Origin of the sequence: Deinococcus grandis (assembly GCF_001485435.1) — a bacterium.
In the GTDB taxonomy this organism is placed as follows: domain Bacteria; phylum Deinococcota; class Deinococci; order Deinococcales; family Deinococcaceae; genus Deinococcus; species Deinococcus grandis.
Window position 1 is genome coordinate 981,072 of sequence record NZ_BCMS01000001.1, and the last position, 24,954, is coordinate 1,006,025.

General features: G+C 70.3%; 27 protein-coding genes and 1 tRNA gene. 10 read left to right on the forward strand and 18 right to left on the reverse strand.

The features are described 5' to 3' along the window. Window positions 1-84: 84 nt before the first annotated feature. On the forward strand, window positions 85-612 hold the full coding sequence (locus DEIGR_RS04940; RefSeq protein WP_058975788.1) for a GNAT family N-acetyltransferase: 528 nt from the start codon (window positions 85-87) through the stop codon (window positions 610-612). 117 nt (window positions 613-729) lie between these two features. Here DEIGR_RS04940 and DEIGR_RS04945 read toward each other — a convergent pair whose 3' ends face one another. Continuing rightward, window positions 730-1,512: a hypothetical protein gene (locus DEIGR_RS04945; RefSeq protein ID WP_058975790.1), complete on the reverse strand. Its 783-nt coding sequence runs from the start codon at window positions 1,510-1,512 to the stop codon at window positions 730-732. A gap of 188 nt (window positions 1,513-1,700) precedes the next feature. Here DEIGR_RS04945 and rplS point away from each other — a divergent pair, with 188 nt between their 5' ends. The 3 genes from rplS to DEIGR_RS04960 all read left to right on the forward strand — a co-directional run bounded on the left by rplS (window position 1,701) and on the right by DEIGR_RS04960 (window position 4,764). After that, on the forward strand, window positions 1,701-2,126 hold the full coding sequence (gene rplS / locus DEIGR_RS04950) for a 50S ribosomal protein L19 (protein ID WP_058975793.1): 426 nt from the start codon (window positions 1,701-1,703) through the stop codon (window positions 2,124-2,126). 232 nt (window positions 2,127-2,358) lie between these two features. Then, a complete protein-coding gene (locus DEIGR_RS04955) occupies window positions 2,359-3,198 on the forward strand; it encodes an HAD family hydrolase (protein WP_058975795.1) in 840 nt (279 codons plus the stop codon). Between the two features lie 321 nt (window positions 3,199-3,519). Then, entirely contained in the window at window positions 3,520-4,764 is a 1,245-nt protein-coding gene (locus tag DEIGR_RS04960; protein WP_058975797.1) for a hypothetical protein, read from the forward strand. 233 nt (window positions 4,765-4,997) lie between these two features. On the opposite strand, the gene DEIGR_RS04965 is transcribed toward DEIGR_RS04960, so the two are convergent. The 4 genes from DEIGR_RS04965 to DEIGR_RS04980 are packed head-to-tail and all read right to left on the reverse strand — an operon-like array spanning window position 4,998 to window position 6,868. Further along, window positions 4,998-5,561, reverse strand: coding sequence for a hypothetical protein (locus tag DEIGR_RS04965; protein ID WP_058975799.1), 564 nt, complete (start codon window positions 5,559-5,561; stop codon window positions 4,998-5,000). A gap of 42 nt (window positions 5,562-5,603) precedes the next feature. Continuing rightward, window positions 5,604-5,831: a hypothetical protein gene (locus DEIGR_RS04970; RefSeq protein WP_046843022.1), complete on the reverse strand. Its 228-nt coding sequence runs from the start codon at window positions 5,829-5,831 to the stop codon at window positions 5,604-5,606. Between the two features lie 57 nt (window positions 5,832-5,888). After that, window positions 5,889-6,461 (reverse strand): GrpB family protein, encoded by a 573-nt coding sequence (locus DEIGR_RS04975; RefSeq protein WP_058975801.1) that lies wholly within the window; start codon window positions 6,459-6,461, stop codon window positions 5,889-5,891. Between the two features lie 35 nt (window positions 6,462-6,496). Further along, complete coding sequence (locus DEIGR_RS04980) at window positions 6,497-6,868, reverse strand: winged helix-turn-helix transcriptional regulator (RefSeq protein WP_058975803.1); 372 nt, start codon at window positions 6,866-6,868, stop codon at window positions 6,497-6,499. Between the two features lie 87 nt (window positions 6,869-6,955). On the opposite strand from DEIGR_RS04980, the gene DEIGR_RS04985 reads away from it, so the two are divergent. After that, window positions 6,956-7,576, forward strand: coding sequence for a nitroreductase family protein (locus DEIGR_RS04985; RefSeq protein ID WP_058975804.1), 621 nt, complete (start codon window positions 6,956-6,958; stop codon window positions 7,574-7,576). 165 nt (window positions 7,577-7,741) lie between these two features. Next, window positions 7,742-9,430: a bifunctional metallophosphatase/5'-nucleotidase gene (locus DEIGR_RS04990; protein WP_058975806.1), complete on the forward strand. Its 1,689-nt coding sequence runs from the start codon at window positions 7,742-7,744 to the stop codon at window positions 9,428-9,430. Window positions 9,431-9,621: 191 nt separating this feature from the next. On the opposite strand, the gene DEIGR_RS19580 is transcribed toward DEIGR_RS04990, so the two are convergent. The 9 genes from DEIGR_RS19580 to DEIGR_RS05030 all read right to left on the reverse strand — a co-directional run bounded on the left by DEIGR_RS19580 (window position 9,622) and on the right by DEIGR_RS05030 (window position 17,213). Beyond that, entirely contained in the window at window positions 9,622-10,524 is a 903-nt protein-coding gene (locus tag DEIGR_RS19580) for an ATP-binding cassette domain-containing protein (protein ID WP_083523931.1), read from the reverse strand. A 63-nt stretch (window positions 10,525-10,587) separates the two neighbouring features. Continuing rightward, window positions 10,588-11,358 carry an ATP-binding cassette domain-containing protein gene (locus tag DEIGR_RS19585; RefSeq protein ID WP_083524115.1) on the reverse strand — a complete coding sequence of 257 codons (771 nt, stop codon included), beginning with the start codon at window positions 11,356-11,358 and terminating at the stop codon, window positions 10,588-10,590. Between the two features lie 202 nt (window positions 11,359-11,560). Beyond that, window positions 11,561-12,373 (reverse strand): SDR family NAD(P)-dependent oxidoreductase, encoded by an 813-nt coding sequence (locus DEIGR_RS05000; protein ID WP_058975809.1) that lies wholly within the window; start codon window positions 12,371-12,373, stop codon window positions 11,561-11,563. A gap of 34 nt (window positions 12,374-12,407) precedes the next feature. Continuing rightward, a complete protein-coding gene (locus DEIGR_RS05005; protein ID WP_058975811.1) occupies window positions 12,408-12,947 on the reverse strand; it encodes a hypothetical protein in 540 nt (179 codons plus the stop codon). 8 nt (window positions 12,948-12,955) lie between these two features. Continuing rightward, window positions 12,956-13,765, reverse strand: coding sequence for a metal ABC transporter permease (locus DEIGR_RS05010; protein WP_153013637.1), 810 nt, complete (start codon window positions 13,763-13,765; stop codon window positions 12,956-12,958). A gap of 76 nt (window positions 13,766-13,841) precedes the next feature. Beyond that, complete coding sequence (locus DEIGR_RS05015; protein ID WP_058975815.1) at window positions 13,842-14,564, reverse strand: metal ABC transporter ATP-binding protein; 723 nt, start codon at window positions 14,562-14,564, stop codon at window positions 13,842-13,844. 217 nt (window positions 14,565-14,781) lie between these two features. After that, a complete protein-coding gene (locus tag DEIGR_RS05020; protein ID WP_058975816.1) occupies window positions 14,782-15,711 on the reverse strand; it encodes a metal ABC transporter solute-binding protein, Zn/Mn family in 930 nt (309 codons plus the stop codon). Beyond that, window positions 15,708-15,953 (reverse strand): 50S ribosomal protein L28, encoded by a 246-nt coding sequence (gene rpmB / locus DEIGR_RS05025; protein ID WP_058975818.1) that lies wholly within the window; start codon window positions 15,951-15,953, stop codon window positions 15,708-15,710. Before rpmB ends, DEIGR_RS05020 begins: the two co-directional genes overlap by 4 nt. A 204-nt stretch (window positions 15,954-16,157) precedes the next feature. After that, the gene (locus DEIGR_RS05030; RefSeq protein WP_058975821.1) at window positions 16,158-17,213 is read right to left on the reverse strand and encodes a CobW family GTP-binding protein; all 1,056 of its coding nucleotides are present in this window, start codon (window positions 17,211-17,213) and stop codon (window positions 16,158-16,160) included. Window positions 17,214-17,417: 204 nt separating this feature from the next. Between DEIGR_RS05030 and DEIGR_RS05035 the strand changes: the two genes are divergently transcribed. After that, on the forward strand, window positions 17,418-17,816 hold the full coding sequence (locus tag DEIGR_RS05035) for a hypothetical protein (RefSeq protein WP_058975824.1): 399 nt from the start codon (window positions 17,418-17,420) through the stop codon (window positions 17,814-17,816). A gap of 332 nt (window positions 17,817-18,148) precedes the next feature. On the opposite strand, the gene DEIGR_RS05040 is transcribed toward DEIGR_RS05035, so the two are convergent. Beyond that, a tRNA-Ala gene (locus DEIGR_RS05040) sits at window positions 18,149-18,224 on the reverse strand. A 125-nt stretch (window positions 18,225-18,349) separates the two neighbouring features. On the opposite strand from DEIGR_RS05040, the gene guaB reads away from it, so the two are divergent. Together guaB and trhA are read left to right on the forward strand one after the other, a co-directional pair. Continuing rightward, window positions 18,350-19,849, forward strand: coding sequence for an IMP dehydrogenase (gene guaB, locus DEIGR_RS05045; protein ID WP_058975826.1), 1,500 nt, complete (start codon window positions 18,350-18,352; stop codon window positions 19,847-19,849). Between the two features lie 91 nt (window positions 19,850-19,940). Continuing rightward, window positions 19,941-20,585: a PAQR family membrane homeostasis protein TrhA gene (gene trhA, locus DEIGR_RS05050; RefSeq protein WP_046843008.1), complete on the forward strand. Its 645-nt coding sequence runs from the start codon at window positions 19,941-19,943 to the stop codon at window positions 20,583-20,585. A 199-nt stretch (window positions 20,586-20,784) separates the two neighbouring features. Here trhA and DEIGR_RS05055 read toward each other — a convergent pair whose 3' ends face one another. From DEIGR_RS05055 to DEIGR_RS05065, 3 genes are read right to left on the reverse strand one after another with little or no spacing between them, the layout of a single operon-like run. Further along, on the reverse strand, window positions 20,785-21,408 hold the full coding sequence (locus tag DEIGR_RS05055) for a site-2 protease family protein (RefSeq protein WP_046843007.1): 624 nt from the start codon (window positions 21,406-21,408) through the stop codon (window positions 20,785-20,787). An 11-nt stretch (window positions 21,409-21,419) separates the two neighbouring features. Then, entirely contained in the window at window positions 21,420-22,544 is a 1,125-nt protein-coding gene (locus DEIGR_RS05060) for a tRNA nucleotidyltransferase/poly(A) polymerase family protein (RefSeq protein ID WP_236704656.1), read from the reverse strand. Beyond that, entirely contained in the window at window positions 22,541-23,824 is a 1,284-nt protein-coding gene (locus DEIGR_RS05065) for a S1C family serine protease (protein ID WP_058975828.1), read from the reverse strand. The genes DEIGR_RS05060 and DEIGR_RS05065 overlap by 4 nt, the downstream gene beginning before the upstream one ends. A 77-nt stretch (window positions 23,825-23,901) precedes the next feature. On the opposite strand from DEIGR_RS05065, the gene DEIGR_RS05070 reads away from it, so the two are divergent. Continuing rightward, window positions 23,902-24,912, forward strand: a complete 1,011-nt coding sequence (locus DEIGR_RS05070) for a nucleotidyltransferase domain-containing protein (protein WP_058975830.1) — start codon at window positions 23,902-23,904, stop codon at window positions 24,910-24,912. Window positions 24,913-24,954 lie beyond the last annotated feature (42 nt).

Here is a 24,954-nt window from a genome sequence, read left to right on the forward strand (position 1 = left end):
CCGTCCGTACGGCCCGGACGCCCTGGGTGGGGGGCTGCGCCATCTGGCTCAGGGCAGACGCCGCGCCGCGCCCTAGGGTGGGGCATGGAACTGCTGCCCCCCGACGAACGGTTCAAGACGAGCTTCCTGGACGCCGTGCGCGAGGCGCAGGCCACCGGCAGCGGCCTGGGCGACACCCTCAGCTTCGACGTGACCGACATGGAACGCGACTTCCCGGCCTTCCTGACCCACCTGCGCCGCTTCGAGCCCGGCCACACCCTCCCCGAGGGCTTCGTGCACTCCGAGTACCTGTGGCTCGTGGACGGGAGCACGTACCTGGGCCGCGCCAGCATCCGCCACACCCTGAACGCCCGCCTGCGCGAATTCGGCGGTCACATCGGCTACGAGGTCCGCCCCGGCGCCCGCCGCCAGGGACACGCCACCCGCATCCTCGCCGGATCGCTGCGCCGCGCCCGGCAGCTGGGCATCGAATCGGCCCTCGTGACCTGCGACGCGGACAACACCGGCTCGCGCCGCACCATCGAGAAGAACGGCGGCGTTCTCGAAGGCCAGTTCGTGGTGCCGGACCACCCCAGACCCATCCTGCGGTTCTGGGTGCCCACGCCCACCTGACGGTGGTGTCCGGTTCCGCCCGCTGCCTTTCCCAGGTGCTCGCTCTCCACCCGCTGCTGTGAGGACCGACAGCAGACCGGGGAGAGCCAGGCGGCCCTCCCCGGGTCACGCCTCCCGTCAGCCGTTGCGGAGCTCCCCGGCCTTCTCCTCCATGAGGTGCGCGAGGTCCTCCAGCGCCTGCGCCTGCTGCGCGGGGGCCGCACCCGTCTCGGTGAGTTTCTCCGCGACCGCCTCGCCGATGCGGGTCAGGGCATCCACCTGCTGCGGCGCGGCCTCGTCCAGTTCCGCCAGTCGCCCGACGAGCTGCTCGCCCGCGTCGCCCAGCACCTGCGCCTCCTGCTCGGCACTCAGGCGGCCCAGGGTCGCCACGCGCCCCTGGTACTCGGCACTGACCCGCTCGAGCTGCGCCACCTGTTCCAGCGTGTCGGCCTGCACCTGCGCGGCCTGCATCAGGGTGCCCAGCGCCTGCACCTGCTCGCGCACGCGCGCGTGAATGCCTTCCAGCCGGCGGACATTCACCTCACTGACCGGCGTGCGGGCCACCTCGTCCAGGGCCGTGCAGACCAGCTCGTCCAGCGCGCGGGCCGCCGTGATCTGCGCCTCGCCGCTCTCCAGGATATGCCGCAGCGCCTCCTCCTGCGCCGAGCGGGCCTCGCCGCCCGCCCCGAACGGCAGGGCGCGCAGCTGCTCGGTCGTGACCTGCACCACCTCACGCAGCGCGTCGGTGGCGGCCAGCCCCTCGTGCCCGGCGCGGATGATCGACTCGAGCGCACTCGTCTGCGCCCACCCGGCCGCCCCGACGTGCTCACGCGCGCGGACCTCCGCCACGCGGCGGCGCTGCTTCAGGGACGCTTCGCGCACCTGCGCGACCTGCTGGGAGGCATCTTCGACGGCAGTCATGACCCCCAGACTGCCGCGCCCGCCCGGGTCGTGAACGTGACCGGCGCCGCACTTGCCCCCGGCGGGGGCGGCCCGTATACTTCTACAGTTCGGTCGTCTGCCCAGGCGACCAGTTCATCAGGAGCACGAACGTCTCTGCCCGCAGACAGCGGGACGGTGGGACGGTCCGCTGCCCGAAGGAGCAAACCATGCAGCACGCAATCAAAGTGAACCGTGGCGCCATCCTGCGCGCCGTCGAGCAGCCCCACCTGAAGGCCGACCTGCCCGAATTCCGCCCCGGCGACACCGTCCGCGTGGAAACGAAGGTCGTCGAAGGCAACCGCACCCGCAACCAGGCCTTCGAGGGCGTCGTGATCGCCATCAACGGCGCGGGCAGCCGCAAGAGCTTCACCGTCCGCAAGATTTCTTTCGGTGAAGGCGTGGAGCGCGTGTTCCCCTTCAACAGCCCCCTGGTTGCCAAGATCGCCGTGCTGGAGCGCGGCAAGGTCCGCCGCGCCAAGCTGTACTACCTGCGCGAACTGCGCGGCAAGGCTGCCCGCATCAAGAGCGACCGCAGCCGCGTGATGAAGGACGCCGCCGCCAAGGCCGCCGCCAGCAGCAAGAGCGAGGAGTAATACGGACTCCGGTTGAAAGGTTTGCAAAATCTTTCAACCCGAGCGGAGCGAGCAGGAGAGAAACGGGTTCCGGGCGTGGAGTTGGCAGATCGGTGATCTTCCGATCTGTTAACGGAACAAACGGAATCCGTATAACCCCCCGCCCGAGCGCGCCGCCCCCAGTCCCGGGGCGGCGCGCTTCTTGCACTCAGATGAGCCCCCGCACCCCCTGCCGGGCCGCTACCGTGCGGGTATGCCCCCGACCGACGTCACGCCCGGCGCGCTGCTCGCCCTGGACCTGGACGGCACCCTCATCGGCCCGCGGGGTGAGGTGCCCCCCGACCTGGGCGGCGAACTGCGCGCCTGGGCCCGCGCGGGCGCGCATCTGGCCCTGCTGACCGCGCGGGGCCGCGTGCCCCCAGAGGTGCGCGACTGGCCGCTGCACACCGTCACCCGCTGCTACGGCGCCTGGGCGGAGCAGGCCGGGCAGCCGCTGTGGTCGTGGCCCCTGCCGGACGCGACGGTCCGCGCTGCCACCGAGGCCATTCCACTGGCCGACCGGCAGGTGGGGAAGCCCCTGCTCGTCACGGCCGACCCGAACGGGATCGTGCGCGGTCCCCACCCGGCATTCGAGTCGTCCTGGCCGCAGGCGCGCGGGGTGCTGAAGATCGTGCGGGGCGACACGCCCGCCCGGCTGGACGCCCTGGCGCAGGAGTGGTCGGCGCTGGACGGTACCGAACTGGGCGACACCGAGCTGGGCGGCACCGAACTGATCCGCGAACGGGACACCAGGCTGGTGCTGATCCGCCGGGGGGCGGGCAAGGGCGCGGCGCTGCGTGAGCTGACCGCGCGGCTCGGCGTGCCCCGGTCACGCGTGGTGGCCGCCGGGGACGGCCCGGCGGACGCCGCGATGCTCCCCCACGCGGGCACGTTCATCCGCGTGGCCACGCACCCGGCCCTGAGCGGCGCCAGCGTCGGCGTGGCGGGCCCGCACGACCTGCCCGGCGTCCTGGCCCGCCTGCGCGCGGCCCTGTGGGCCCACGACCGGCACGGGGACCCGCGCCCCACCGGGCACGACCTGCGCCTCCCCTGAACCGGGATTCAAGTGATGCCACATCATCGGGAGTCGCCCGGTGGCCCCCCACACGGGGAGAGGGATCAACGGAACGTGTTCAGGCCGGCTGCAAGTCGAGTTCGTTCCGTATGACCCGCACCCCCCCGATCCGGCCCGGTCTGCCGGGGGGGAACGGGGGTGGATCTTCACGCTCCGGGGGGCGGCGCCGCACCTGCGCCCCGCCACGCGCACGCACTTCCTACAGTGACCACACGGGGCGTTCCGGTCCCTGCCCGTCCCACCTGCCCGCTGCCCTGGGCCGGACCTCCCCCTCAGCCCGCCCCACTGGAGGACCCTCCCTTGCCTCACGTCACGCCCGCGTCACCCCGCCCCGGGCCCGCGCGCCTGCTCGCGGCCGCCGCGCCGCTGCGCCGCACGGGCTTCCTGCCCCCCCGCGCGCCGGTCCTGACCCTTCCCGGTCCGTTCCAGGCCGTGCCTGACCTGATTCCCGCCCTGGCCGGCGCCTACGGGGCGGGCGGCGTGCGTCCCCTGATCCGCGAGGCCTCGGCCGCCTGGCCCGCGGACCTGACCCGGCAGGCCGACGCCCTGACCCCGGACGAACAGGACGCGCTGCTGTCGGCCGCCGCGATCCTGATGCACCTGTACCGCTGGGACGCCGTGCCCGTCCACCCGGACCGGTTCCACGAGGTGCCGGCCTTTCCCCGCGCGCTGGACGGCCTGTTCCGGCACCTGAGTGCCGCGCGGGGCCTGCCGCCCTGCGGGGGGCTGTACACCCTGAAATACCTCAACTGGCGCAGCCCGGACGCAGCGCCCGGCGCGGCGTACGACGCGGCGACCCTGCACGCCGGGAACGTCCGGATCGCCCACGCCTGGCAGTCGGGCGAGGCGGGCGAGCAGCTGGACCTGTGGATCCAGACCTTCGTGCTGGCCGAGGCGCGCGGTCAGGCGGTCCTGGTGGCCGGTCTGGACGCCGTGCAGGCCGCGCACGAGCACGACCGGGACGCACTGGCGGGTGCGCTGGCGGCCCTGCACCACGCGATCCGCGCCGTGGCGCGCGAGATCAACGTCTTCACGCGCTTCCACGTGATCCGCACCGACCTGTGGCGCGTGCTGACCCAGCCCACCTTCGGGTGGGGCCTGACCGAACGCGGCACCCTGCTCGAGGGCGCCAGCGGCCTGCAACTGGGCGCCACGCAGTTCGCGGACCTGACGCTGGGCGTGCCGTTCAGCGGCCCGCTGGGCGCGGCGCTCCTCGCGTCCCGCGCGTACCTGCCGCCCGAACAGCGCGCCCTGCTGAGCGCCTGGGACGCCCACCACGGCGACGTGCGCGCCGCCGTGCAGGCCTGGGGGGACAGCCGCGCGCGCGACCTGTATGGCGCCTGCGTGCAGGACATGGAACGCTGGTGCGTCAGCCACCGCGAGCGAGGCGCGGCGTACCTGCGCGGCGACGGCCGTTCACACGTGATGGCCTCCACCGGCACGCAGTTCGAGGCGGGCGTGCCGCACGATCAGGCCTTCCGGGACCTGATGACCACCCGCGTGGACGACACCCGCTCCCGGCGCCTCGCCCCGGACGGCGACTGATACGGGATTAAATTGACTTGCTTGCACCGTAATCGTGTTCCATTTTCCCCTCTCCGCTGGTGGGAGAGGGAGGGAGGCGCGAAGCGACGGAAGGGTGAGGGGGCCACCGGGCGACTCCGAATGATGTGGAATCTCTTGAATCCCGTATGACCCGGACGACGTGGGCCGGGTCAGGTCACGACGCAGAGGTCGGCCTGCGGGTGTCCCCCACGGGCCGACCCCTTCCGGCAGCGTCAGTTGCTGTTGCCGCTGCCGTCCGGTGAGGGCGCGATCAGGGGGGAAGAGGTGGCGTCCGGGGCGGGGGCCTCGCCCTGGCCCAGCAGGGCGCGCAGTTCCTCGATCACGGCGCGTTCCTTGTCGTTCACCTGCTCGCCGCCGATCCCCAGGAAGCCGCCTTCCTTCGCGGCGCCCGCGGTGCGTTCGGCCACGTTGATCAGCATGGCGCGGTACGCGGCGGCGTCCTCGGGGCTGGCCTTCGCGGAGACCAGCCACGCGGCCTGACGCACGCCCTGGAGGCTCTGCTCGCGGGCCTCTTCCATGTTCCGGGCGCGTTCCTGGTGCGGCATGGCCTGCGGGTCGGGGGCGGTGCCCAGCAGGTCGGCCGCCATGGCCTCCAGCAGCGGCGTGCGGCTCTGCGCGCTGACGCTCTCGCGTACCGCCTGCCCGATGGCCTGCGCCTCGGCGACCAGTCCGGTCAGGCCGCTGGGACTGGCGGCGACGACCGCCGCGCCCGCCCGGCCGGGGCCGGTCATGACCTTGAACCACTCGTCTGCCGTGAAGTTGTCCTTGATACCCATGCCTTCAGGGTACGGGCCGGGCGGCGGGGCCGTGTTCGGCGTTCATTCACGCTTGGGCAGGCCGCTCAGGTCGAAGCGGACCTGCTCGGTGTCCTCCCGGACGCTCACCGGGTCGGCCTCCAGTCCGTGCGAGCCGAACATGCCCCCGGCGGCGCCGCTGGCCCCCAGCGGATCATGGGTGCGCTCGTCCCGGGGCACGAGGGGTTTCATGCGCAGGGCCAGCACGATCAGGGCGGTGGGCAGCACGATAAAGAGCAGGAACGCGATCATGGGTGGGCCTCCGGCGCGCGTCGGGGTGGGGAGGGGCGCCCGAGCATCCTGGCACGTTCAGGCGTCGCTGGGGGGCAGCGTCCAGCCGATCCGGTCCGCCCACTCCTGCGCCCCGGCGACGATCAGGTCCATCACGGGGTCCTTCACGGCGTAGTAGGCGTCCACGTCGCGTGGGTGAAGGCGTGCCAGCTGGGTCTTCACCTCGCCGTACGCGGCGGCGGCCGCCGGGGCGGCGCGCAGGAAGTCGCGCATCAGCAGCGGGTAGCGGTGGTTGAAGCGGCCCACCTCTCGCACGTGCACGTGCACCTGTCCGGCGCGGCTGGCGTACGCCTTGCGCAGCTCGGCGGGGTCCAGGGTCAGCCCGGGCGGGAGGTGATCCGTGGTGACGGCGGGGCGCGGTTCGTAGCCCAGGGCCGCCAGGATGGCCAGCACGGCGGGCGCCGCGTTCAGGTCACCCAGGCCGATCTGGAGGTCGGTCACGTCCTTGGCGCGCAGGCCGGGGACGGCGGTCGAGCCGATGTGGTGCAGCGCCGCGCCGGGCGGCAGGTGGGGGCGGAGGGCGGCCGCCAGGGCATGGAAACGTGCCGCCCAGTCTGGACCGGGCGGCACGATGGTGATGACTGTGGACATGTTTCAGAAGGTACCGGCCCGGGGTAGGGCCGGGGTCAGCAGGGCGAGGTCGGGGCGGTGGGGAGGTCCGGTGTGGTGGGGGCGGGGGCGGCCAGGTGGGACTTGGCCCAGCCGTCGATGGCGTCGATGACGCTCTGGAGTTCCAGGCCAGCCGGGGTGAGGCTGTAGACGCTGCGGGCGAGTTTGCCGTGGCTGTCCTCGGTGCGTTTGGTGATCAGCGTCAGGGTCTCGAGGTGCTCCAGCCGCTGCGTGAGGGTGGCGCTGTTGCAGCCGCCGACGGCGCGGGCGAGTTCGTTAAACCCTTTCTCACCGTTCAGCAGGGCGCGGACGATGTGCAGCACCCATTTCTCCTGCAACACCCCGATGGCCCGGTAGACCGGGCAGAAACCAGTGTGTTCAGTGCTCATGCCCAGAGTCTACACGGCATGACTGACCAGATCATGACGAAAGACACACCGCTTGACTTTTCAAAGTACTGGGGATAACCTCTTGCCATGACCGCGACGACCCCCAAAGTGCTCGACATCAAGGAAGCCATCGAAACCCGCCGCAGCATCCGCAAGTACGTCCAGGAACCCATGAACCAGGACGACCTGCACGAGATCCTGCGCCTCGCCAGCCTGGCCCCCAGCGCCTGGAACGCCCAGACGTGGCGCTTCGCCGTCGTGCAGGACGCCGCCATCAAGCAGCAGATCCAGGACGCCGCCTACGGTCAGGGCCAGATCACGAACGCCCCCGCCGTCATCGTCGTCTACAGCGACATGGAAGACACCCTGGCCACCGTCGAGGAAACCGCGCACCCCGGCATGGGCGAAGCGGGCCGCACCGGCCAGCGCAACACCTTCGACGGCGTGTTCGGCGCCCAGCCCGTCGCCCAGCGCGGCCAGTGGGGCCTGAGCCAGGCGAACATCGCCTTCGGCTTCCTGATGCTCGCCGCCCGCGGCCTCGGCTACGACACCGTGCCCATGCTCGGCTTCGACCCCGCCAAGGTCAAGGAAATCCTCGGCCTGCCCGAGCACGTCCAGTTCGCCGGCCTGCTGCCCGTCGGCAAGCGCGCCGAAGACGGCTTCCCGCACCACCGCCACAGCGTCGAACGCATCACCAAGTTCTACTGATCCGCCTCCCGGTGTCGGGCCCGCGCGCGCGGGCACACCGGACCCCAGACCGCCCCCACCGGGGCGGTTTTTTCACATTCCCCCTGTCCCCCCACCGGTACTGCACCCGGCACGCCGTGCGGGCTGATATTCCACAGACACGCAAAGCCCTACACTGTGGAGCGCATGAAAAACAACCTCCTCCTGATCGGCGCGGCGCTGACCCTCAGCAGCTGCTCCATGATCCTGGGCCCCTCCACCGTCGACGTCACCGTCATCGGCGTCAACGACTTCCACGGCAACCTGCTGCCCACCAGCTTCCGCGTGCCCGACCCCGCCGACCGCACCAAGACCCTGACCGTCCAGGCCGGCGGCGTCGAGGCCATCGGCGGCGTCCTGGCCGACGCCCGCAAGGCCAACCCCAACACCGTCTTCGTCGGCGTGGGAGACATGACCGGCGCCAGCCCCCTGATCAGCGCCCTGCTGCGCGACGAACCCACCATCGCCGCCCTGAACGGCCTGGGCATGGCCGTGAACGTCGTCGGGAACCACGAATTCGACAACGGCATCTCCGAACTCATGCGCTACCAGAAAGGCGGCTGCGACAGCAACGCCCCCGAACGCGCCTGCAAATTCAACAACACCTTCGAAGGCGCCAAGTACCAGTACATCGCCGCGAACGTCCTGGACGCTGCGACCGGCAAGCCCGTCTTCCCCGCGTACAAGATCGTGCAGGTCGGCAAGGCCAGGATCGCCTTCGTCGGCGCGGTCCTCAAGGACACCCCCACCGTCGTCACGCCCAGCGGCGTCGCCGGCCTGACCTTCGCGGACGAGGTCGCCAGCGTCAACGCCGTCATGCCCGAAATCAAGCGCCAGCGTCCCGACGCGGTCATCGCCCTGATCCACCAGGGCGGCGCGAGCAAGGACAGCTTCGACGTCGTGGACTGCAAGACCCTCAGCGGCGACATCGTCAAGATCGCCCAGGGCCTCGACGCGGGCATCGGCGCGATCATGACCGGCCACACCCACCGCGGCTACAACTGCGTCGTGCCCGACCCGGCCGGCAAACCCCGCACCGTCATCCAGGGCGACTCGTACGGGCACCTGCTGCAGCGCCTCGACCTGCAGGTCGACACCCGCCTGCACAAACTCCTGAGCGTCAAGGCCAGCAACGTCGTCGTGGACGCCGCCAAGCAGGCCAAGGACCCCGCCATGACCGCCATCGTCACCCAGGCCAAGGGCCTCACCGACACCCTCAGCAAGCAGGTTGTCGCCACCCTGGGCGTCGAGCAGATCACCCGCACTGTGAACGCGGCCGGTGAAAGCCAGCTGGGCGACGTCATCGCCGACAGCCAGCTCGCCGCCGCCGCGCCCGCCGACAAGGGCGGCGCCGTGATCGCCTTCATGAACCCAGGCGGCATCCGCGCCGACCTGCCTGTGAACGTCCCCAACGCCAGCAAGCAGGTCACCTACGGCGACGTGTTCACCGTGCAGCCCTTCGGGAACGTCATGATGGTCGTCACCCTGACCGGCGCGCAGATCAAGGCCGCGCTGGAGCAGCAGTTCGACAACCCCGCCGCCGGACAGAACCGCATCCTGCAGGTCAGCCGGGGCTTCACGTACACCTGGGACAACGCCAAACCCAAGGGCGAGAAGGTCAGCGACGTCAAACTGAACGGCCAGCCCCTCGACCCGAATGCCAAGTACCGCGTGACCATGAACAACTTCCTCGCCGACGGCGGCGACGGCTTCACCGTGTTCGCACAGGGCACCGACCGCCTGGGCGGCGCCGTGGACCTGGACGCCTTCCAGAACTACCTCAAATCCACCACCGTCACGCCCGAACCCGCCACCCGCATCACCCGCCTGAACTGACCTGACAGCGGTTGGAAGTGGAATTGAAGGGCCAACACCACGCCCTTCAATTCCACTTCCAACCGCTGCCGTTGTCAGGTGCTCGCTCCGCTCGTTCAGGAGTATCGAAGGTTCCCTTCAATACTCCTGAATTCTGCTGTGAGACAGACGAGAGGCCGCGCGGACGCGGCCTCTTTCGCATTCCCGCCGGCTCACGCCTCCTGCACCCCGCCGCCCCCGACACGCCACTCGCGCGTGGCGACCCGTTCCACCAGCCGCCGGTCGTGACTGGCGAGCAGCACGGTGCCCGTGAAGTCCAGCAGCAGCGCCTCCAGCGCCTCGATGGCCCGCACGTCCAGGTGGTTGGTGGGTTCGTCGAGCAGCAGCACCTGTGAGCGCGTGACCCGCAGCCGCGCGAGGCTCAGGCGGGTGCGCTGCCCCCCGGACAGGCCCGAGAGCGGGAAGGCCGGGCCGCCCGGCACCTCCAGCGCCGCCGCGACCTCGTGCAGCTGGTGCGGCGTCAGCAGCGGGTTGGCGTCCAGCAGCGCGTCCCCCACGGTGCCCAGCCCGAGCAGTTCCTCGCCGTGCTGCCCGATCAGGCTGACGGTCAGACCCGCGCCCCACGTCACGGCGCCCGCGTGCGGCACCTCGTCCAGCAGGGCGCGCAGCAGCGTGCTCTTGCCGCCCCCGTTCGGGCCGGTCAGGGCCACCCGGTCGCCCCGGCGGACGTGCAGGGTCACGCCGGACAGCACCACCCCGGAGCCACGCGTCACGCCCAGATCCCGGACGGTCAGCACCTCCAGCGGCCCCGGCGGCACGGGCGGCATCGTCAGCCGCAGCGTCCGCGCGTCCCGGAACGGCTTGTCCGGCGCCCCGGTGTCCATCCGCTCGATCTGCCGCTCCATGGCCCGCGCGCGGTTCGAGAACAGCACCTGCGCCCGCCCCGCCTTGTGCGTGGACAGGAACTTGTCGTTGTCCCGCGCCCGCGAGCGGTTCTCCTCGACGCTGCCCCTGCTGTTCAGGCGGCGCCGCTCCTCGTCCAGCGCGGCGCGCTTGCGGCGGTACGCCTCGAAATCACGGGCCTGCGCCTCGCGCAGCGTGGCCTTCAGGGCCATCGCCGCAGAGTAATTCCCGGGGTACACGCTCACAGCGGTTTTCAGGGGTGTTGAGGGGCTCCCTCAGCATCCCTGAAACGAGCAGAGCGAGTACCCGCATACAACAGCGGTTGGAAGTGGAATTGAAGGGCGTGCTGTTGGCCCTTCAATGGAACTGGAAACCGCTGTCAGCGTGCCGCGTTCCAGTTCCGCCACGCCGGTCGCCACCTCGTCCAGAAACGCCCGGTCGTGGCTGGCCAGCACGAACGCCGCGTCCGACGCCCGGATCCAGTCCCGCAGCCACGCCGCGCCCCCTGCGTCCAGATGGTTGGTCGGTTCGTCCAGCAGGTACACATCCGCCGGGGCCAGCAGCAGCGCCGCCAGCAGCACCCGCCGCGCCTGCCCACCCGACAGCCGGTCCGCGCGCGCTCCGGCGTCCAGTCCCAGCCCGGCCAGCACCGCCGCCGCGCGGCCCGCGAAGTCGTACCCGCCCGAGAGCCGGTAGGCTTCCTCGGCGCCCGCGAAGGCCAGCAGCGCCGCCTCCGACCCGTCCGAGAGCGCCGCCGAGGCCGCCTCGAACGCCACCTGGGCCGCGGCCAGTGCCGGGGGCGTCACGGCCTCCAGCACCGATCCACCCATTACCTGAGCCTGCGCCAGCAGCGCCACGCGGCCCGAGCGCGTCACCACGCCCGCATCCGGCGCGTCCAGCCCCGCCAGCACGCGCAGCAGCGTGCTCTTGCCGCTGCCATTCTCGCCGACCAGCGCCAGCCGTTCCCCGGCCCCCACGGTCAGCTCCACACCCGAAAACACCATACGGTCCGCGAACGACCGCGCCACACCACTTGCCATCAGCATCAATTCATCCCCCTGACGGGACAGGCCCGCCCGCACGCGGCAGGCGGCAACTCGGCACACGGCAGTCAGGGGTTACAGACGCAAGGCAGGAAAGTCCTTTGAATGAGCGGAGGGCCGGAACAACCGGGTCAGCCCGGCGATCAAGACAGACCGTACCACCTGCCGCGCGGGGAACACATGCGCCGGATGGCGGAGGGATCCCTCAGCTCTCGGCAGGCACGTCCGGGAAGCTGCTGAGGGGGAAGGTGTCCACGTTCGCGCTGCGCTGCTGCACCAGCACTCCGCCGTCCACGACCACGAACTGACCCGTCACGTACGCCGCGTCGTCCGACGTGAGGAACGCCGCCGCGCCCGTCATGTCCTCGGCGGTGCCGTAGCGGCCCAGCGGCACGGTCTTCTCCCGCTGCGCCAGATCCTCGCCGCTCAGGCCGTACGTGTTGATGAAGCCCGGCGTGATCCCGTTCACGCGCACCCCGTACGGCGCCATGTCCAGCGCCAGCGCCCGCGTGAACGCCTCCACGCCGCCCTTCGCCGCGTCGTACGACGTGAAGCCCCGGTGCGAGCGGGTCGCGCCGCCACTCGACACGTTCAGGATCACGCCGCGCCGCCGCGCCGCCATGCCCCGCGCCGCCCGGTGACTGCACAGGAACACGCTCTTGAGGTTCACGCGCAGGAACAGGTCCCACCACGCCTCGTCCGCGTCCAGGAAGTGCCGCTGGTCACTCGTCAGGGCCGCGTTGTTCACGAGCACGTCCACTGGCCCGAGATGAGCCTCGGTCGCCGCGAAGATCGCCTCCACGCCCTCCTGCACGCTCACGTCCCCCGGCACGCTCAATGCCCGCGCGCCCGCCCCCGTCAGGGCGCCCACGACCGCCTGCGCCGCCGCCGCGGTCACGTCGTTCACCGCGACGCGCGCCCCCTCTGCGGCATACCGGTGCGCCAGCGCCGCGCCGATCCCACCCCCCGCCCCCGTGATGAGCACCGTCTTTCCCGTGAACCGCTGCAAAGTCGTCATGACGCACAGGGTACGGCAGGGGAGAGGATTCGGCTCAGGACGTCCGGTCGGATGGGTCGGGCAGGTCAGCCAGAGTGACTCCCTCAGCGTGCAGGAGTTGCGCGATGCACTCCCGGATGCCGAACAGGTCGTGGTAGGTGACAGGAGGAACGGGAAGTGGTGGTGGAGCCTCGGTCGCCGCTTCCCAGCCCAGGTCGCCAACCCGGCGGGCGTGTCTGTTGAAGATCGGGCTGCCGATGGGGAGCGCTCGCTGGAACCACCAGGGTTCCCGTCCTTCCATGATCCCGATCTGGCCCAGCCCAATGACGCTGTCATCCGGTGAGGTCAGCAGGCGATCCACGAAAGTGAACGTCGCATGCAGGGCCGCGTTTCTGCCATGAGAGATAGGCAGTCGGAGAAGCAGTTCGATGTATGGCGCGAACAGCCCTTCAACCAGAAAATACAGGCCGGGAATACCGTTTTCGCTGAACACTTCGTCTGCGGCCAGTTGATCGTAGGCGGGTTGCAGGTGCGGGAAGGCGGCCTGCCACTGCTCGCGCACGTTCAGGGTCGTCAGCGCCTCAGGTGCAGCCATACCTGCCCTCACTCCCGCCTGCGCAGCGCCAGTGCCGCCAGGAAGATGGCGGTGTTCACGAGGACGATGGTCGCGCCGGGGGCGGTGTCCTGGTAGTAGCTGAGGTACAGCCCCGTCACGCCGCCGACGGTGCCGAGCGCGGCGGCGAGGAGCATCATCTTCCTGAGGCTGCGGGCGAGCAGGCGCGCGGCGGCGCTGGAGGTGATGAGCAGGCTGACGCTGAGGGTCGTCCCGACGAGCTGCACGGTCAGCACGACGACGAGGCCGATCAGGATCAGCAGCAGACTCTCGAGGCGGCGGACGGGGAGGCCGACGGCGCGCGCCTCGGTCGGGTCGAAGGACGCGAGGAGGAGTTCCTTCTGGATGGCGGTGAGGATGCCGCCCACGACGACCGTGACGGCCAGGGCGCCCCACAGGTCGGCGGGCGTGACGCCGAGGGGGTTGCCGATCAGGAAGTTGCTGAGGTCCGTGGTGAAGGTCGGGGCGCGCGACAGCATGACGATACCCAGCGCGAACATGCCGACGAACACGATGCCGATGGCGCTGTCCTGCTTCAGGCCGCTGCGCCGCCCGATCGCGCCGATACCGAGGGCGGTGAGGACGGCGGCGATGAGTGCCCCGACGAGCAGGTTGCCCTGCATGAGGAACGCGCCGACGATGCCGGGGAACACGGCGTGGCTCATGGCGTCCCCGATGTAACTCAGGCCGCGCAGCACCACCCACGCCCCGACGAGGGCGCACAGGACGCTGACGAGCACCACGGCCAGCAGCGCGCGGGTGAAGAAGTCGAATTGCATTGGATCGGTCAGCAGGTGCAAGGGAGTCCTCGAAGGTGCGGGAAGGTGGTCAGGCCGGGGGTGTCATCCATCATCTTTCAACCATCACCCATCCACCTCACGCCTCGGCGTGCGTGTGCCCCAGGAAGCTGGTGCTGAACGTCGCCTCGATGTTCTGGGTGGTGTACACCTGTTCGGGCGTGCCGTCGGCGATCACGCGGCGGTTCACGAGCACCAGGTGGTCGCACCAGCGCCGCGCCTGTTCGAGGTCGTGCGTGACCATCACGACAGCGCGGCCCCTGTCGGCCTGCCGCCGCAGGAGGGCCATCAGGGTTTCCTGGGTGGCGGCGTCCACGCCGGTCAGGGGTTCGTCCAGCAGCAGCAGGTGGCCCTGGCGGGCCAGCATGCGGGCCAGCAGCACCCGCTGCCGCTGCCCCCCGGACAGCGCGCCGATGTGGCGCCCCCGCAGGTCGAACACGCCGGTTTCCTTCAGGGCGTCCTCCACGATCTGCCTGTCCTTCCGGCCCGGCCAGCGCAGCCAGCCCAGGCGACCCGTGCGGCCCATCATGGCGACGTCCCAGACGGTCACGGGAAAGCCCCAGTCGAGCGTCTGTTGCTGCGGCACGTAGCTGATGCAGCCGCGCGCGGTGTGCCCCGGGTCGAAGCGCACGGCACCTTCGGGGTCGGGCAGCAGGCCCACCAGGGTTTTCAGGAGGGTGCTCTTGCCCGCGCCGTTCGGGCCGATGATCGCGCTGAACGATCCCGCCTCGAAGCGCACGCTGGCGTGCTCCAGCGCCGTCTGCGGGCCGTATCTCACTGTCAGGTTCTCGACGCCCAGCATCAGACCAGCATACCTCCCCGCGCGATGATGTTGCGAGCGCAGAATCAAAAATGGGTTGTGGGTTGTGGGTTGTGGGAAGTGGGCAGTGGGCAGTGGTGAGTGGGAAGTGGAAGGGAGGCGGCATCGCAATTCCTTTCTGGCCTGCTCCTGACGTGTTGACCCAGGCAGACCACCCCACTCCCCACTTCCTACTGCCCACAACCCACTCCTTCCTGCCTCAGCGCATTTTCAGTGCTTTCACCATGATGTCCACGTTCGTCCGGAATGCCTTGAGGTACGTCTCGCCGCCGCTGCCCTTGGGCCCGAGGGCGTCGGTGTACAGCGCGGGGGCGATGCGCGCGCCGGTCTCGCGGGCGAGCGTCTGGGCGAGGCGGGCGTTGACGGTGTTCTCCGTGAAGATCACCTTCGCCCCGGCTTTTTTCATGGTCTGGGTCAGCACGGCGAGTTCGCGGGCGCTGGGTTCCCGTTCGGTGCTCAGGCCCGGAATGACGGCGCCGATCAGGCGCAGCCCGTACCGCTCGGCAAGGTAGTGGAGGCTGTCGTGGTTGGTCACGAGGACGCGTTGCGCGGCGGGGAACGTGGCGAACTGTTTCTTCGCGTAGGCGTCGGCGGCGCTGATGGCTTTCAGGTGCGCGGCGGCGTTCTTCGCGTAGGTGGCCTTCCCGGCGGGGTCGAGGCGGGTCAGGGCCGCCTGGGTGTTCTTCACGTACCCGGCGGCCAGGGTAGCGTCCCACCACGCGTGCGGGTCGAGCGGGCCGTGGTCGTCGTGCTCGTCGTGCCCGGCCTCCGCGTGGTCCTCGCCTTCCCCGGCGGGGTGCAGCTTCAGGCCCGCCGTGAGCTCCTGCACGGGCACTTTGGGCGCGCTGGCCTTCAGTTTGGGCAGCCAGGGTTCCAGGCCCGCGCCGTTCGCGAACAGGGTGCGGCTGCGGGCGAGGTCGCGGATCGCGCCGGTGCTGGGCTGGAAGGTGTGGGTGTCCCCGCCGGGCGGCACGATGACGTTCACGCTGACGCGGGTGCCGCCGACGGCCTTCACGAAGTCCGCGATGATCGTGGTGGTCGCGCTGACCTGCAGGGGCGCGGCCTGCGCCGTGGGTGCGGCGCACGCGGCGAGCAGCAGCGCGGGCAGGAGGAGGTGGGGGCGCCTCACAGCAGTTCGATGCCCCGGTACGGGCCGCGGCTGAGGGTGCGCAGGGCGTTGGCGCTGAGCCAGACGGTCTTCGTGACGCCGCCCTCGCGGATGGCGCGCTTGTGGAGGTTGGCGCGCTGCACGCGCCGGGTCACGCCGGTGACCTTGCGGCCCACACCGCCCTGCGCGCGGGCCTTGCCGCGCCGGGTGACGCTGTTCACCACGAGGTTCTTCTTGCCGGTCAGGTAGCATTCACGACTCATATTGATTTCTCCTTATCACATGTGGGGGTGGGGGGAAGGTTCATCGGCGCACGTTCCGCCGGTCCGGTTATACGGATTCCGTTTGTCCTGTTGACAGATCGGTGGTGTTCCAATCTGTCAACTCCACGTCCGGAGGGCCGTTTCTCTCCTGTTCGCATCCGCTCGGATTGAACGGCTTTACAAGCCATTCAATCGGAGTCTTTGTCAGGCGCGCAGCGCGCGGGTCAGCAGTTGATCCAGCGCGTCCGGGTCGAGGTCGTGCCCGATGAACACCAGTTCGCTGAACGCCTCGTCCGGGCTGAGCCATTCGCCCGCCGTCTCCAGCGCCAGTTGCCGCCCGGTGTGGTTCCAGAGGGTCGCCACGCCATTGCCCAGGTTCACCCACCCCTTGCTGCGAATCACGTTGCGCGGCAGGCCCAGCGTCAGCGCCTCGTTCAGCATGTCAGGGTCGAAGGGCCGCTCACTGCGGAAGATGTGGGTGCCCAGGCCGTACGTCTCGGATTCCGGGGTGTGCTCTTTTTCCAGTTCGGCCATCCAGGCGTCGAGCTGGCTGGAGTGGTCGAAGTCGAACAGGCCGGTGTTCAGCAGCTCGGTGGCAGGCAGGACGCCGCGCGTGGCTTCCAGCACGCGGGCGCGCGGGTTGGTGATGCGGATCAGGTCACGCAGCTGCCGCACGTCGTCCGGGGCGGCCAGGTCGAGTTTGTTCAGCACGACGATGTCCGCGAATTCCAGCTGCTCGGCCAGCAGTTCCCCGAAGCCGCGCCCCTCGTCGTCGCCGGGGATGGTGGCCTGGCGGTTCCACAGCGGGAAGAACTGCGCGGTGTCCACAACCGTGATCATGGCGTCCACGTGCACGCGGCCCAGCAGGTCGGGAATGGCGGGCTGGCCCTCCTCGGGTTCGATCTCCAGTTCCTCGGGGGTCAGGCAGAAGCTCTGCGCGATGGGCAGGGGCTCGCCGATACCGGTGGATTCGATCAGGATCGCGTCCACGTCACGCGTTTCCAGCAGGTCGTTCACGGCGTGCAGCAGGTCGCCGCGAAGGGTGCAGCAGATGCAGCCGTTGCTGAGTTCGATGGTCTGCTCGTCGGTCGTGACCACGAGGCTGGCGTCGATGTTCACGGCGCCGAACTCGTTGACGATCACGGCGATGCGCTGGCCGACCGTCTGGGTGAGCAGGTGGTTCAGGAGTGTGGTCTTCCCGGCGCCGAGAAAGCCGCACAGAACGGTGATGGGAACGGAACGTGACTCAGGAATGGACATAGCTTGATAACGATATTCTATTATCAATAATGTGGCAAGGTTCCACGCCCGTAGGCGTTGCCCACTGACCGCCCAGTTCTGGTTCCTCAGGCAGTGTTGAGTGGCCGGGAGTGCCGTTCTCCTGGTCACTCAACCGAGCGGAGCGAGTCACTGAATGAGACAGTGGTCGGAAGTGGAATCCTGGGGCGTGCTGTTGGCCCCAGGGTGGAACTGGAGACCGCTGTCTGCCTCGATGCCAGCCAGGGCGACCTGACCCTGCGCGGCTTCTGCAAGACCCCAACCCCCCACGGCAGCAGCCGCTACACCCTGGACGGCCTCAGCCTGCACTCCGCCGGACTGACCCTGCTGCTGCCCGGCGAACCGCTGCACTTCAACCGCCGCCCCCAGACCTTCACGCGCGGCGGCCGCACCGTGCCCGCCACTGAGGGCCGTCTGTACCTGCGCGCCTCGCTGCACGCCCACGAAACCTGGATCGCCGCCCGCCACGGCCCTACCTACCGCGAGGGACTCGTGACCCTGCACCGCCCGGCCCGCCCGGTGATGGGCGCGCTGGAGCCCTGGCGCGCGTACCTCTCCTGCGCGTCCCGACTCATCCGGGACTGACCGGGGCACTCAGGTCGGTTTTCAGCTGCTCGCTTCACTCGCTGCAGGGGCGTCGGGGGCGACCCTCATACGGATTCCGTTTGTTTCGTTAACAGATCGGAAAATCACCGATCTGCCAACTCCACGCCCGGAACCCGTTGTTCTCCTCCTCGCTCCGCTTGGGTTGAAAGGTTTTGCAAACCTTTCAACCGGAGTCCTTATCAGGCCCTCTGCAGGCGGCGACGATCACGGCCTGCGCCTCTTCCTGCACGCCGCGCCCACGCCGCCGACCGTGACCCTCCGGCAGCGGCGCGGCACAGCAAAAAGCCCACCGTTTCCGGTGGACTTCTTCGTGGTGGAGTCGAGGGGGATCGAACCCCTGACCTCGTCATTGCGAACGACGCGCTCTCCCAGCTGAGCTACGACCCCATGAGGCGAGAGGGAATGTAGCACGCGCCAATCGGGCGTGCAAGGGGGCCGGGGCGGGCGCGGGTGGTCAGGTGGCATGGACACGGTCACCTTGCGGCCCGGCGGGAAGGTTTACACTCGCCAACATGAGTGCGCCCGCCACGCCCGCCCCCGCTGACACGCAGCAGGACCGCTTCAGTTACAAGTTCGGCCAGGAAGGCATCACCTTCGACGACGTGCTGCTCCAGCCCCGCCACTCGCAGGTGCTGCCGCACGAGGTGGACCTGGGCGCGCAGCTCACCCGCCGCGTCCGCCTGAACATCCCGTTCGTGTCCGCCGCGATGGACACCGTTACCGAGACGAACATGGCCGTCACCATGGCCCGCGAGGGCGGCATCGGCGTGATCCACAAGAACATGCCCATCGACGCGCAGGCCGAGATGGTCCGCAAGGTCAAGCGCAGCGAGAGCGGCATGATCGTCGACCCGATCACCCTCCCGCCGCACGCGACCGTCGGCGAGGCCGACCGCATGATGGGCGAGTACCGCATCAGCGGCGTGCCCATCACCGACCCGCAGGGCAAACTGCTGGGCATCATCACCAACCGCGACATGCGCTTCGTGGACGACCTGAGCACCCCCGTGCGCGACGTCATGACCAGCCGCAACCTCGTGACCGTCCCCGTGGGCACCACGCTGGAGGAAGCGCAGGAGATCTTCAAACGCCACCGCATCGAGAAACTGCTGGTCGTCGAGGGTGACCTGCTGCGCGGCCTGATCACCATCAAGGACCTCACCAAGCGCGTCAAGTACCCCCGCGCCGCGAAGGACAGCATGGGCCGCCTGCGGGTCGCCGCCGCGATCGGCGTGGGCGCCGACCTGATGGACCGCGCGGGCGCCCTCGTTCAGGCGGGCGCGGACGTGCTCGTGCTGGACAGCGCGCACGGCCACAGCCAGGGCATCCTGACCGCCCTGAGCCGCGTGAAGGAAACCTTCGACGTGGACGTCATCGCCGGGAACGTCGCCACCCGCGCCGGGGCGCGCGACCTGATCCTCGCCGGGGCGGACGCCGTGAAGGTCGGCATCGGGCCGGGCAGCATCTGCACCACCCGCGTCGTGACCGGCGTGGGCGTCCCCCAGATCACCGCGATCTTCGAGGCCAGCAGCGCCGCGCTGGAAGCCGGGATTCCCATCATCGCGGACGGCGGCATCAAGCAGACCGGCGACGTGCCCAAGGCCATCGCGGCGGGCGCCAGCGTCGTCATGATGGGCAGCATGCTCGCCGGGACCGACGAGGCCCCCGGCGAGAGCATCCTGCGCGACGGCCGCCGCTACAAGAGCTACCGCGGCATGGGCAGCCTGGGCGCCATGGACCAGGGCAGCGCCGACCGCTACTTCCAGAGCGGCAGCCGCAAATTCGTGCCCGAAGGCATCGAGGGCATCGTCGCGTACAAGGGCACCGCCGGAGAGGTCATCTACCAGTTCGTGGGCGGCCTGCGTTCCTCCATGGGCTACTGCGGCGCGCCCGACCTGCAGACGCTGCGCGACACGGCGCAGTTCGTGCGCATCACCGGCGCCAGCCTGGTGGAAAGCCACCCGCACGGCGTGACCATCACCAAGGAAGCGCCCAACTACGGCGGGCGGTAACGCAGAGGAGTGACCGGGCTGGGACGGGGCGCACTTGCACTCCGTCCCAGCTGACAGACTGTCATCATGTCCGGGGCGTAAGGTGGACGGTATGAAGCGCCTGCTCACCGCCCCCCGCGAACCCGTGAACGCCCTGACCCACTGGGGCGGCGCGCTCGCCGCGCTGATCGTGCTGGGGCCGCTGCTGAGCTGGGCGCACGCCCGCGGACTGGTGCTGTGGCCGTTCGTGGTGTTCAGCGTCAGCATGGTCGCCCTGTACGCCGCCAGCGCCAGCTACCACTCCTTCCGCCCCACGGAACGCGGGCTGCTGTGGCTGCGCAAACTCGACCACGCGGGCATCTTCCTGCTCATCGCGGGCAGCTACACGCCCATCGCGTACTACGGTCTGGACGGCGTGTGGCGCGACGCCGTGCTGTGGCTCGTGTGGGGCATCGCCCTGAGCGGCATCGTCCTGAAGCTCGTCACCATGCGCCTCCCACGCTGGATCAGCACCGCGCTGTACCTCGGCATGGGCTGGCTGGCCCTGCTGTTCATGCCCAAGTTCATCCACACCCTCAGCCCCGGCGCGCTGTTCTGGCTCGCGGCGGGCGGCGTGCTGTACTCCATCGGGGCCGTCATCTACGGCACGAAACGCTGGAATCCGCGCCCCGGCGTGTTCGGCTTCCACGAGATCTGGCACCTGTTCGTCCTCGCCGGGACCGGCGCGCACGTCGCCATGATGTTCCACCTGGGCTGAAACGGGACAGCAGGAAGCGGGCCGGAGGTGACAGTGCACCCTCCGGCCCGCCCCCTGTCCGGCGGGGTTATACGGATTCCGTTTGTTTCGTTAACAGATCGGAAAATCACCGATCTGCCAACTCCACGCCCGGAACCCGTTTGTCTCCTACTCGCTCCGCTCGGGTTGAAAGTTTTTGCAAACCTTTCAACCGGAGTCATTACAGCACGACGCTCAGCAGTCCGTTGCGGATCGTGGCGATCAGTTGGCCCAGCTGGTCACTGAACAGGAAGATGAACACCATGACGATCACGAAGCTGAACGGCTGCGCCTCGAACTGAGAGAGGCTGCGCCCCAGTGACGGCACCAGCCCGCCCACGATGCGGCTGCCGTCCAGCAGCGGAATGGGGAGCAGGTTGAAGATCGCCAGGCCCAGGTTCACGCTGAGGACCGTGAACAGGAAGGTGGCCAGCGTGCCGCCCGCCAGCAGCGTCTCGCGCGGCACGACCGCGATGATGCCCACGCACACCAGCGCGATCAGCAGGTTGCTCAGCGGGCCCGCCGCCGCCGTCCAGAGGGTGCCCCAGCGGCCCAGGTTGTTCGGGTTGATCGGCACGGGCCGCGCGAACCCGAACGGCGCGAACAGCAGCAGCAGCGACCCGATCGGGTCCAGGTGATTGATGGGATTGAGCGTCACCCGCCCGAAGCGGCGCGGGGTGGGGTCGCCCAGCCGGTCGGCGGTCCAGGCGTGCGCGAACTCGTGAAAGGCCAGCGACAGCAGCAGCGCGGCCGCCACGATCAGGAACGCCAGCGGATCGCTGGACAGCAGAGAGATGAGACCCATACCCCGGCATTCTAGAGGCTGGGGTGCGGGCCTTTCGTCGCCAGGAATGCCTTCAGCGCCGCGCGCTCGTCGTCGGGGTTGCGGACCTGCCCGGCGCGGCGCAGCGCGGCGAGGTGACCGAGCGCCTCGCCCACGCCCCGGCCCGGCGGGATGCCCAGCGCCAGCACGTCCCGCCCGGTCAGCGGCGGGTACGCGTCCGGGCGCAGCAGGGCGCGCAGCTCGCGTTCCGGGGTGCCGTCGGAGAAGGGCGTGTCGGACAGGGCGCGGTCCAGCAGCGCGGCGGGGCGGTCCCCCAGGCTCAGGCGCCCCGCGAGCGCACCGGGGTCGGGGGCGGCGTGCAGCAGCGCTGCCGCGTACGCCGTGAACGGCACCTCCGCGCCCGCGTCGCGGCGGGCGTCCAGGGCGTCCAGCAGCGCCGTGTCCGGCAGCAGCGCCCTGGCGCCCCAGTCGCGCAGCACGCCGGCCGCGCGGCCCGGCCTGGGCTCGTGGAGCAGCAGGCGCAGTTCCGCCCACAGGCGCGGCGTCCGGTCTGCCATCGCCACGGCGTCCGGCACCTGGGCCAGCAGGTCCGGGTGGACACGCAGGTCCAGCCGCGCCGCCAGCCGCGCGCCCCGCACCAGTCGACTGGCGTCCTCATGGAAGGAAGCGGCGTGCAGGGGCCGCAGCACCCGCGCGCGCAGGTCGTCCAGGCCCCCGACCTCGTCCAGCAGCGTCCGCGCGCCGGTGGGGGAGAGGTGCAGCGCCAGCGCGTTCAGCGCAAAATCCCGCCGCCGCAGATCATCCGCCAGCGTGCCCGGCATCGGCACCGGGTTCCCGCCCGGCACGGGGTACGACTCCCGCCGCGCCCGCACCAGATCTGCGGCCCGTCCGTCCGGAAGGGTGACCGTGGCGTTCCCGAACGCCGGGTGGAACACGGACGGCAGACCCGTCGCGGCGGCCAGGGCCTCCACGTTCCCGTCCGGGATGACCACATCCAGGTCCAGCGGCGTGCCGCCCAGCAGCGCGTCCCGCACCGCGCCGCCCACCAGCGCCACGCCTCCCGCGCCCGCCCGCGCGGCCAGGGTCAGCAGCCACGCGCGGTCATCGGCGCGCAGGTGCGCCCACACGGCCTCCGCCACCCCGGCGGACCGGATCACTGCCCGGTGCGGACCGTGAACGACGACGCGTCCAGCGTCACCTTCACCTCACGCGTCGCCTCGCCACGCACGACCGTCAACGTCACGGTATCCCCCTCCTTCTTGTCGATCAGGGCCGCCTGCAGGTCCTCCAGCGCGTCCACCGGTTCGCCGTCCGCGCGGGTGATCACGTCCCCGCCCAGCAGGATCAACCCACCCCGGAACTGCTGCCGCTCGGTCCCCGCCCGCAGACCCGCGCGGGCCGCCGGGGTGCCCGGCAGGACCTGCCCCACCACCAGCCCCTGATCCGGCAGGCCCAGCTGCCGCTTCCCGGCGCTGGACAGCACACTCAATCCCACCGGCAGCAGACCCTGGCGACTCTGCACCGCCAGCCCACCCCGGATGCCGATATCCGGCGCGTTCACCTCGCCCCCCTGCGCCGCCTGCAACCTGGGCAGGAGGTTCCTCGCCGTGTCGATCGGAATGGCGAAACCAACCCCGGCACTCTGACCCACGCCGCCCCCCTGACCCGCCGGGGAGTAGATCTGCGTGTTGATGCCGATCACCCGCCCCCCGCTGTCCAGCAGCGGCCCCCCGCTGTTGCCCGGGTTGATCGCCGCGTCCGTCTGGATCGCCTTCTGCGTGATGCCCTGCCCGCTGACCCCGCCGAACCCGATCGGGATCTGCCGCGCGGTGCTGCTCACGATGCCTTCCGTGACGCTGAAATCCAGCCCGAACGGCGCGCCCATCGCGATCGCCTTCTGCCCCACCTTCAGCGAGGCGCTGTCCCCCAGCGGAATCGGGCGGATCAGGTCCTTCTTCAGACTTGGCGCGCGGATGAGTGCGAGGTCGTACTGCGGCGCGAGGCCCACCACCTCGGCGGGCACGCTCGCCTCCTGGCCCATCAGGCGCACCGTGATCTTCGCCGCCGCGCCGCCCGACCCCTCGCCCGCCACCACGTGGTAGTTCGTCAGGATGTCCCCCGCGTCGTTCACGAAGAAACCGCTGCCCACGCCGCGCTGCACCTCCTCCTGCCCGCCGCCGAACATCATCGCGAACGGGTCCTGCGGCACGACCTCCTCGGTACTGATGAACACCAGCCCCGGCTCGAAGCGGCTGACCACATCAATGGTGTTCTGCTCGTTCTGCAGCCGTGCGCCCGGCTCGTTCAGCGGCGCGGTCGCCTGCGCCGGGGCCGTCCCTTGCTGCGCTGCGCCCATCGGCACCCCATCCCGGAGCAGCGTCGCGCCCAGTCCCAGACCCACCAGCACCAGCAGCACCCCCACACCCTTACCCTTCATGAGAGGCATTATCCGCCAGGAGGCGCATGCCGGATGGGCCGCACCTGTGCTGTGCTTCATGCATGGACGCTTCATGCATGGACCTCGACGCGGCCGCCCACGACCTCCGCACGCACCTCGGCGACTTCCTGGACCGCAAGCGCCCCGACGGCGTCTTTCACGTGCAGCCCGGCGGACCCGGCAGCGTCCCCGCCCTCGCCGACCTCGAACCGCCCGAACTGCACCTGGACCTGCTGCCCGAAACACCCACCGACGACCAGCAGGCCACCCTGCGCCGCCTCGGATACAGCGGAAGCGGGCACCACTGGACGCACCCCGGCGGGTGGCGCCTGATCCTCCCCGACCACGGCAGCGGCTGGCGCGCCGAACAGGCCGCCCTGCGCGACCTGCTCCTGCACGACCCCGGCGCCGCCCACACCTACCGCGCCGCGTACCACAATGGGGGACGCGCGCACGCCGACGCCACCCTCCGCCCCGCCGCGCTGAGCCACCACGCCCGCACCGTCGGCCTGACCCCCGCCCGGCACGTCGCCCGCCTGCTGGCCCCGCTGGACGCCCCGTGGATGATCGCCGCCGGGTACGCCCTCGACCTGCACCTCGGCCACACCGCGCGACCCCACGACGACCTCGACGTGATCGTGCCCCGAGACGCCCAGGCCCAGCTGCCCGACCTCCTGCGCGGCTGGCGACTCGACACGCCCGTGGACGGCACGTACCAGCCCTACGCGGCGCCCCTCGACCTGCCCCACCACCAGATTCACGCCCGCCACCCCGACCTGAGCGGCGTCCTGATGCTCGACATCCTCCTGACCGACCTGAGCAGCGGCACCTGGCACTACCGCCGCGACCCCCGCATCACCCTCCCCCTGGACCACGCCCGCAAGGTCAGCCCCGAAGGCCTGCCGTACCTCGCCCCGGAAGGCGTCCTGCTGTTCAAGGCGGGCACCGCCGGACGCGACCCGCGCGGCAAGGACGAACAGGACTACCAGCGCATCAAGCCCACCCTGACCGCCGAAGCCCGCGCCTGGCTGCACGGCGCCCTGACCCACACCAGCCCAGGGCACCCCTGGCTGACCAGCCTGGAATGACAAAACCGCCCCCGAAGGGGCGGCGAGAAGGCTGGGAGGTTG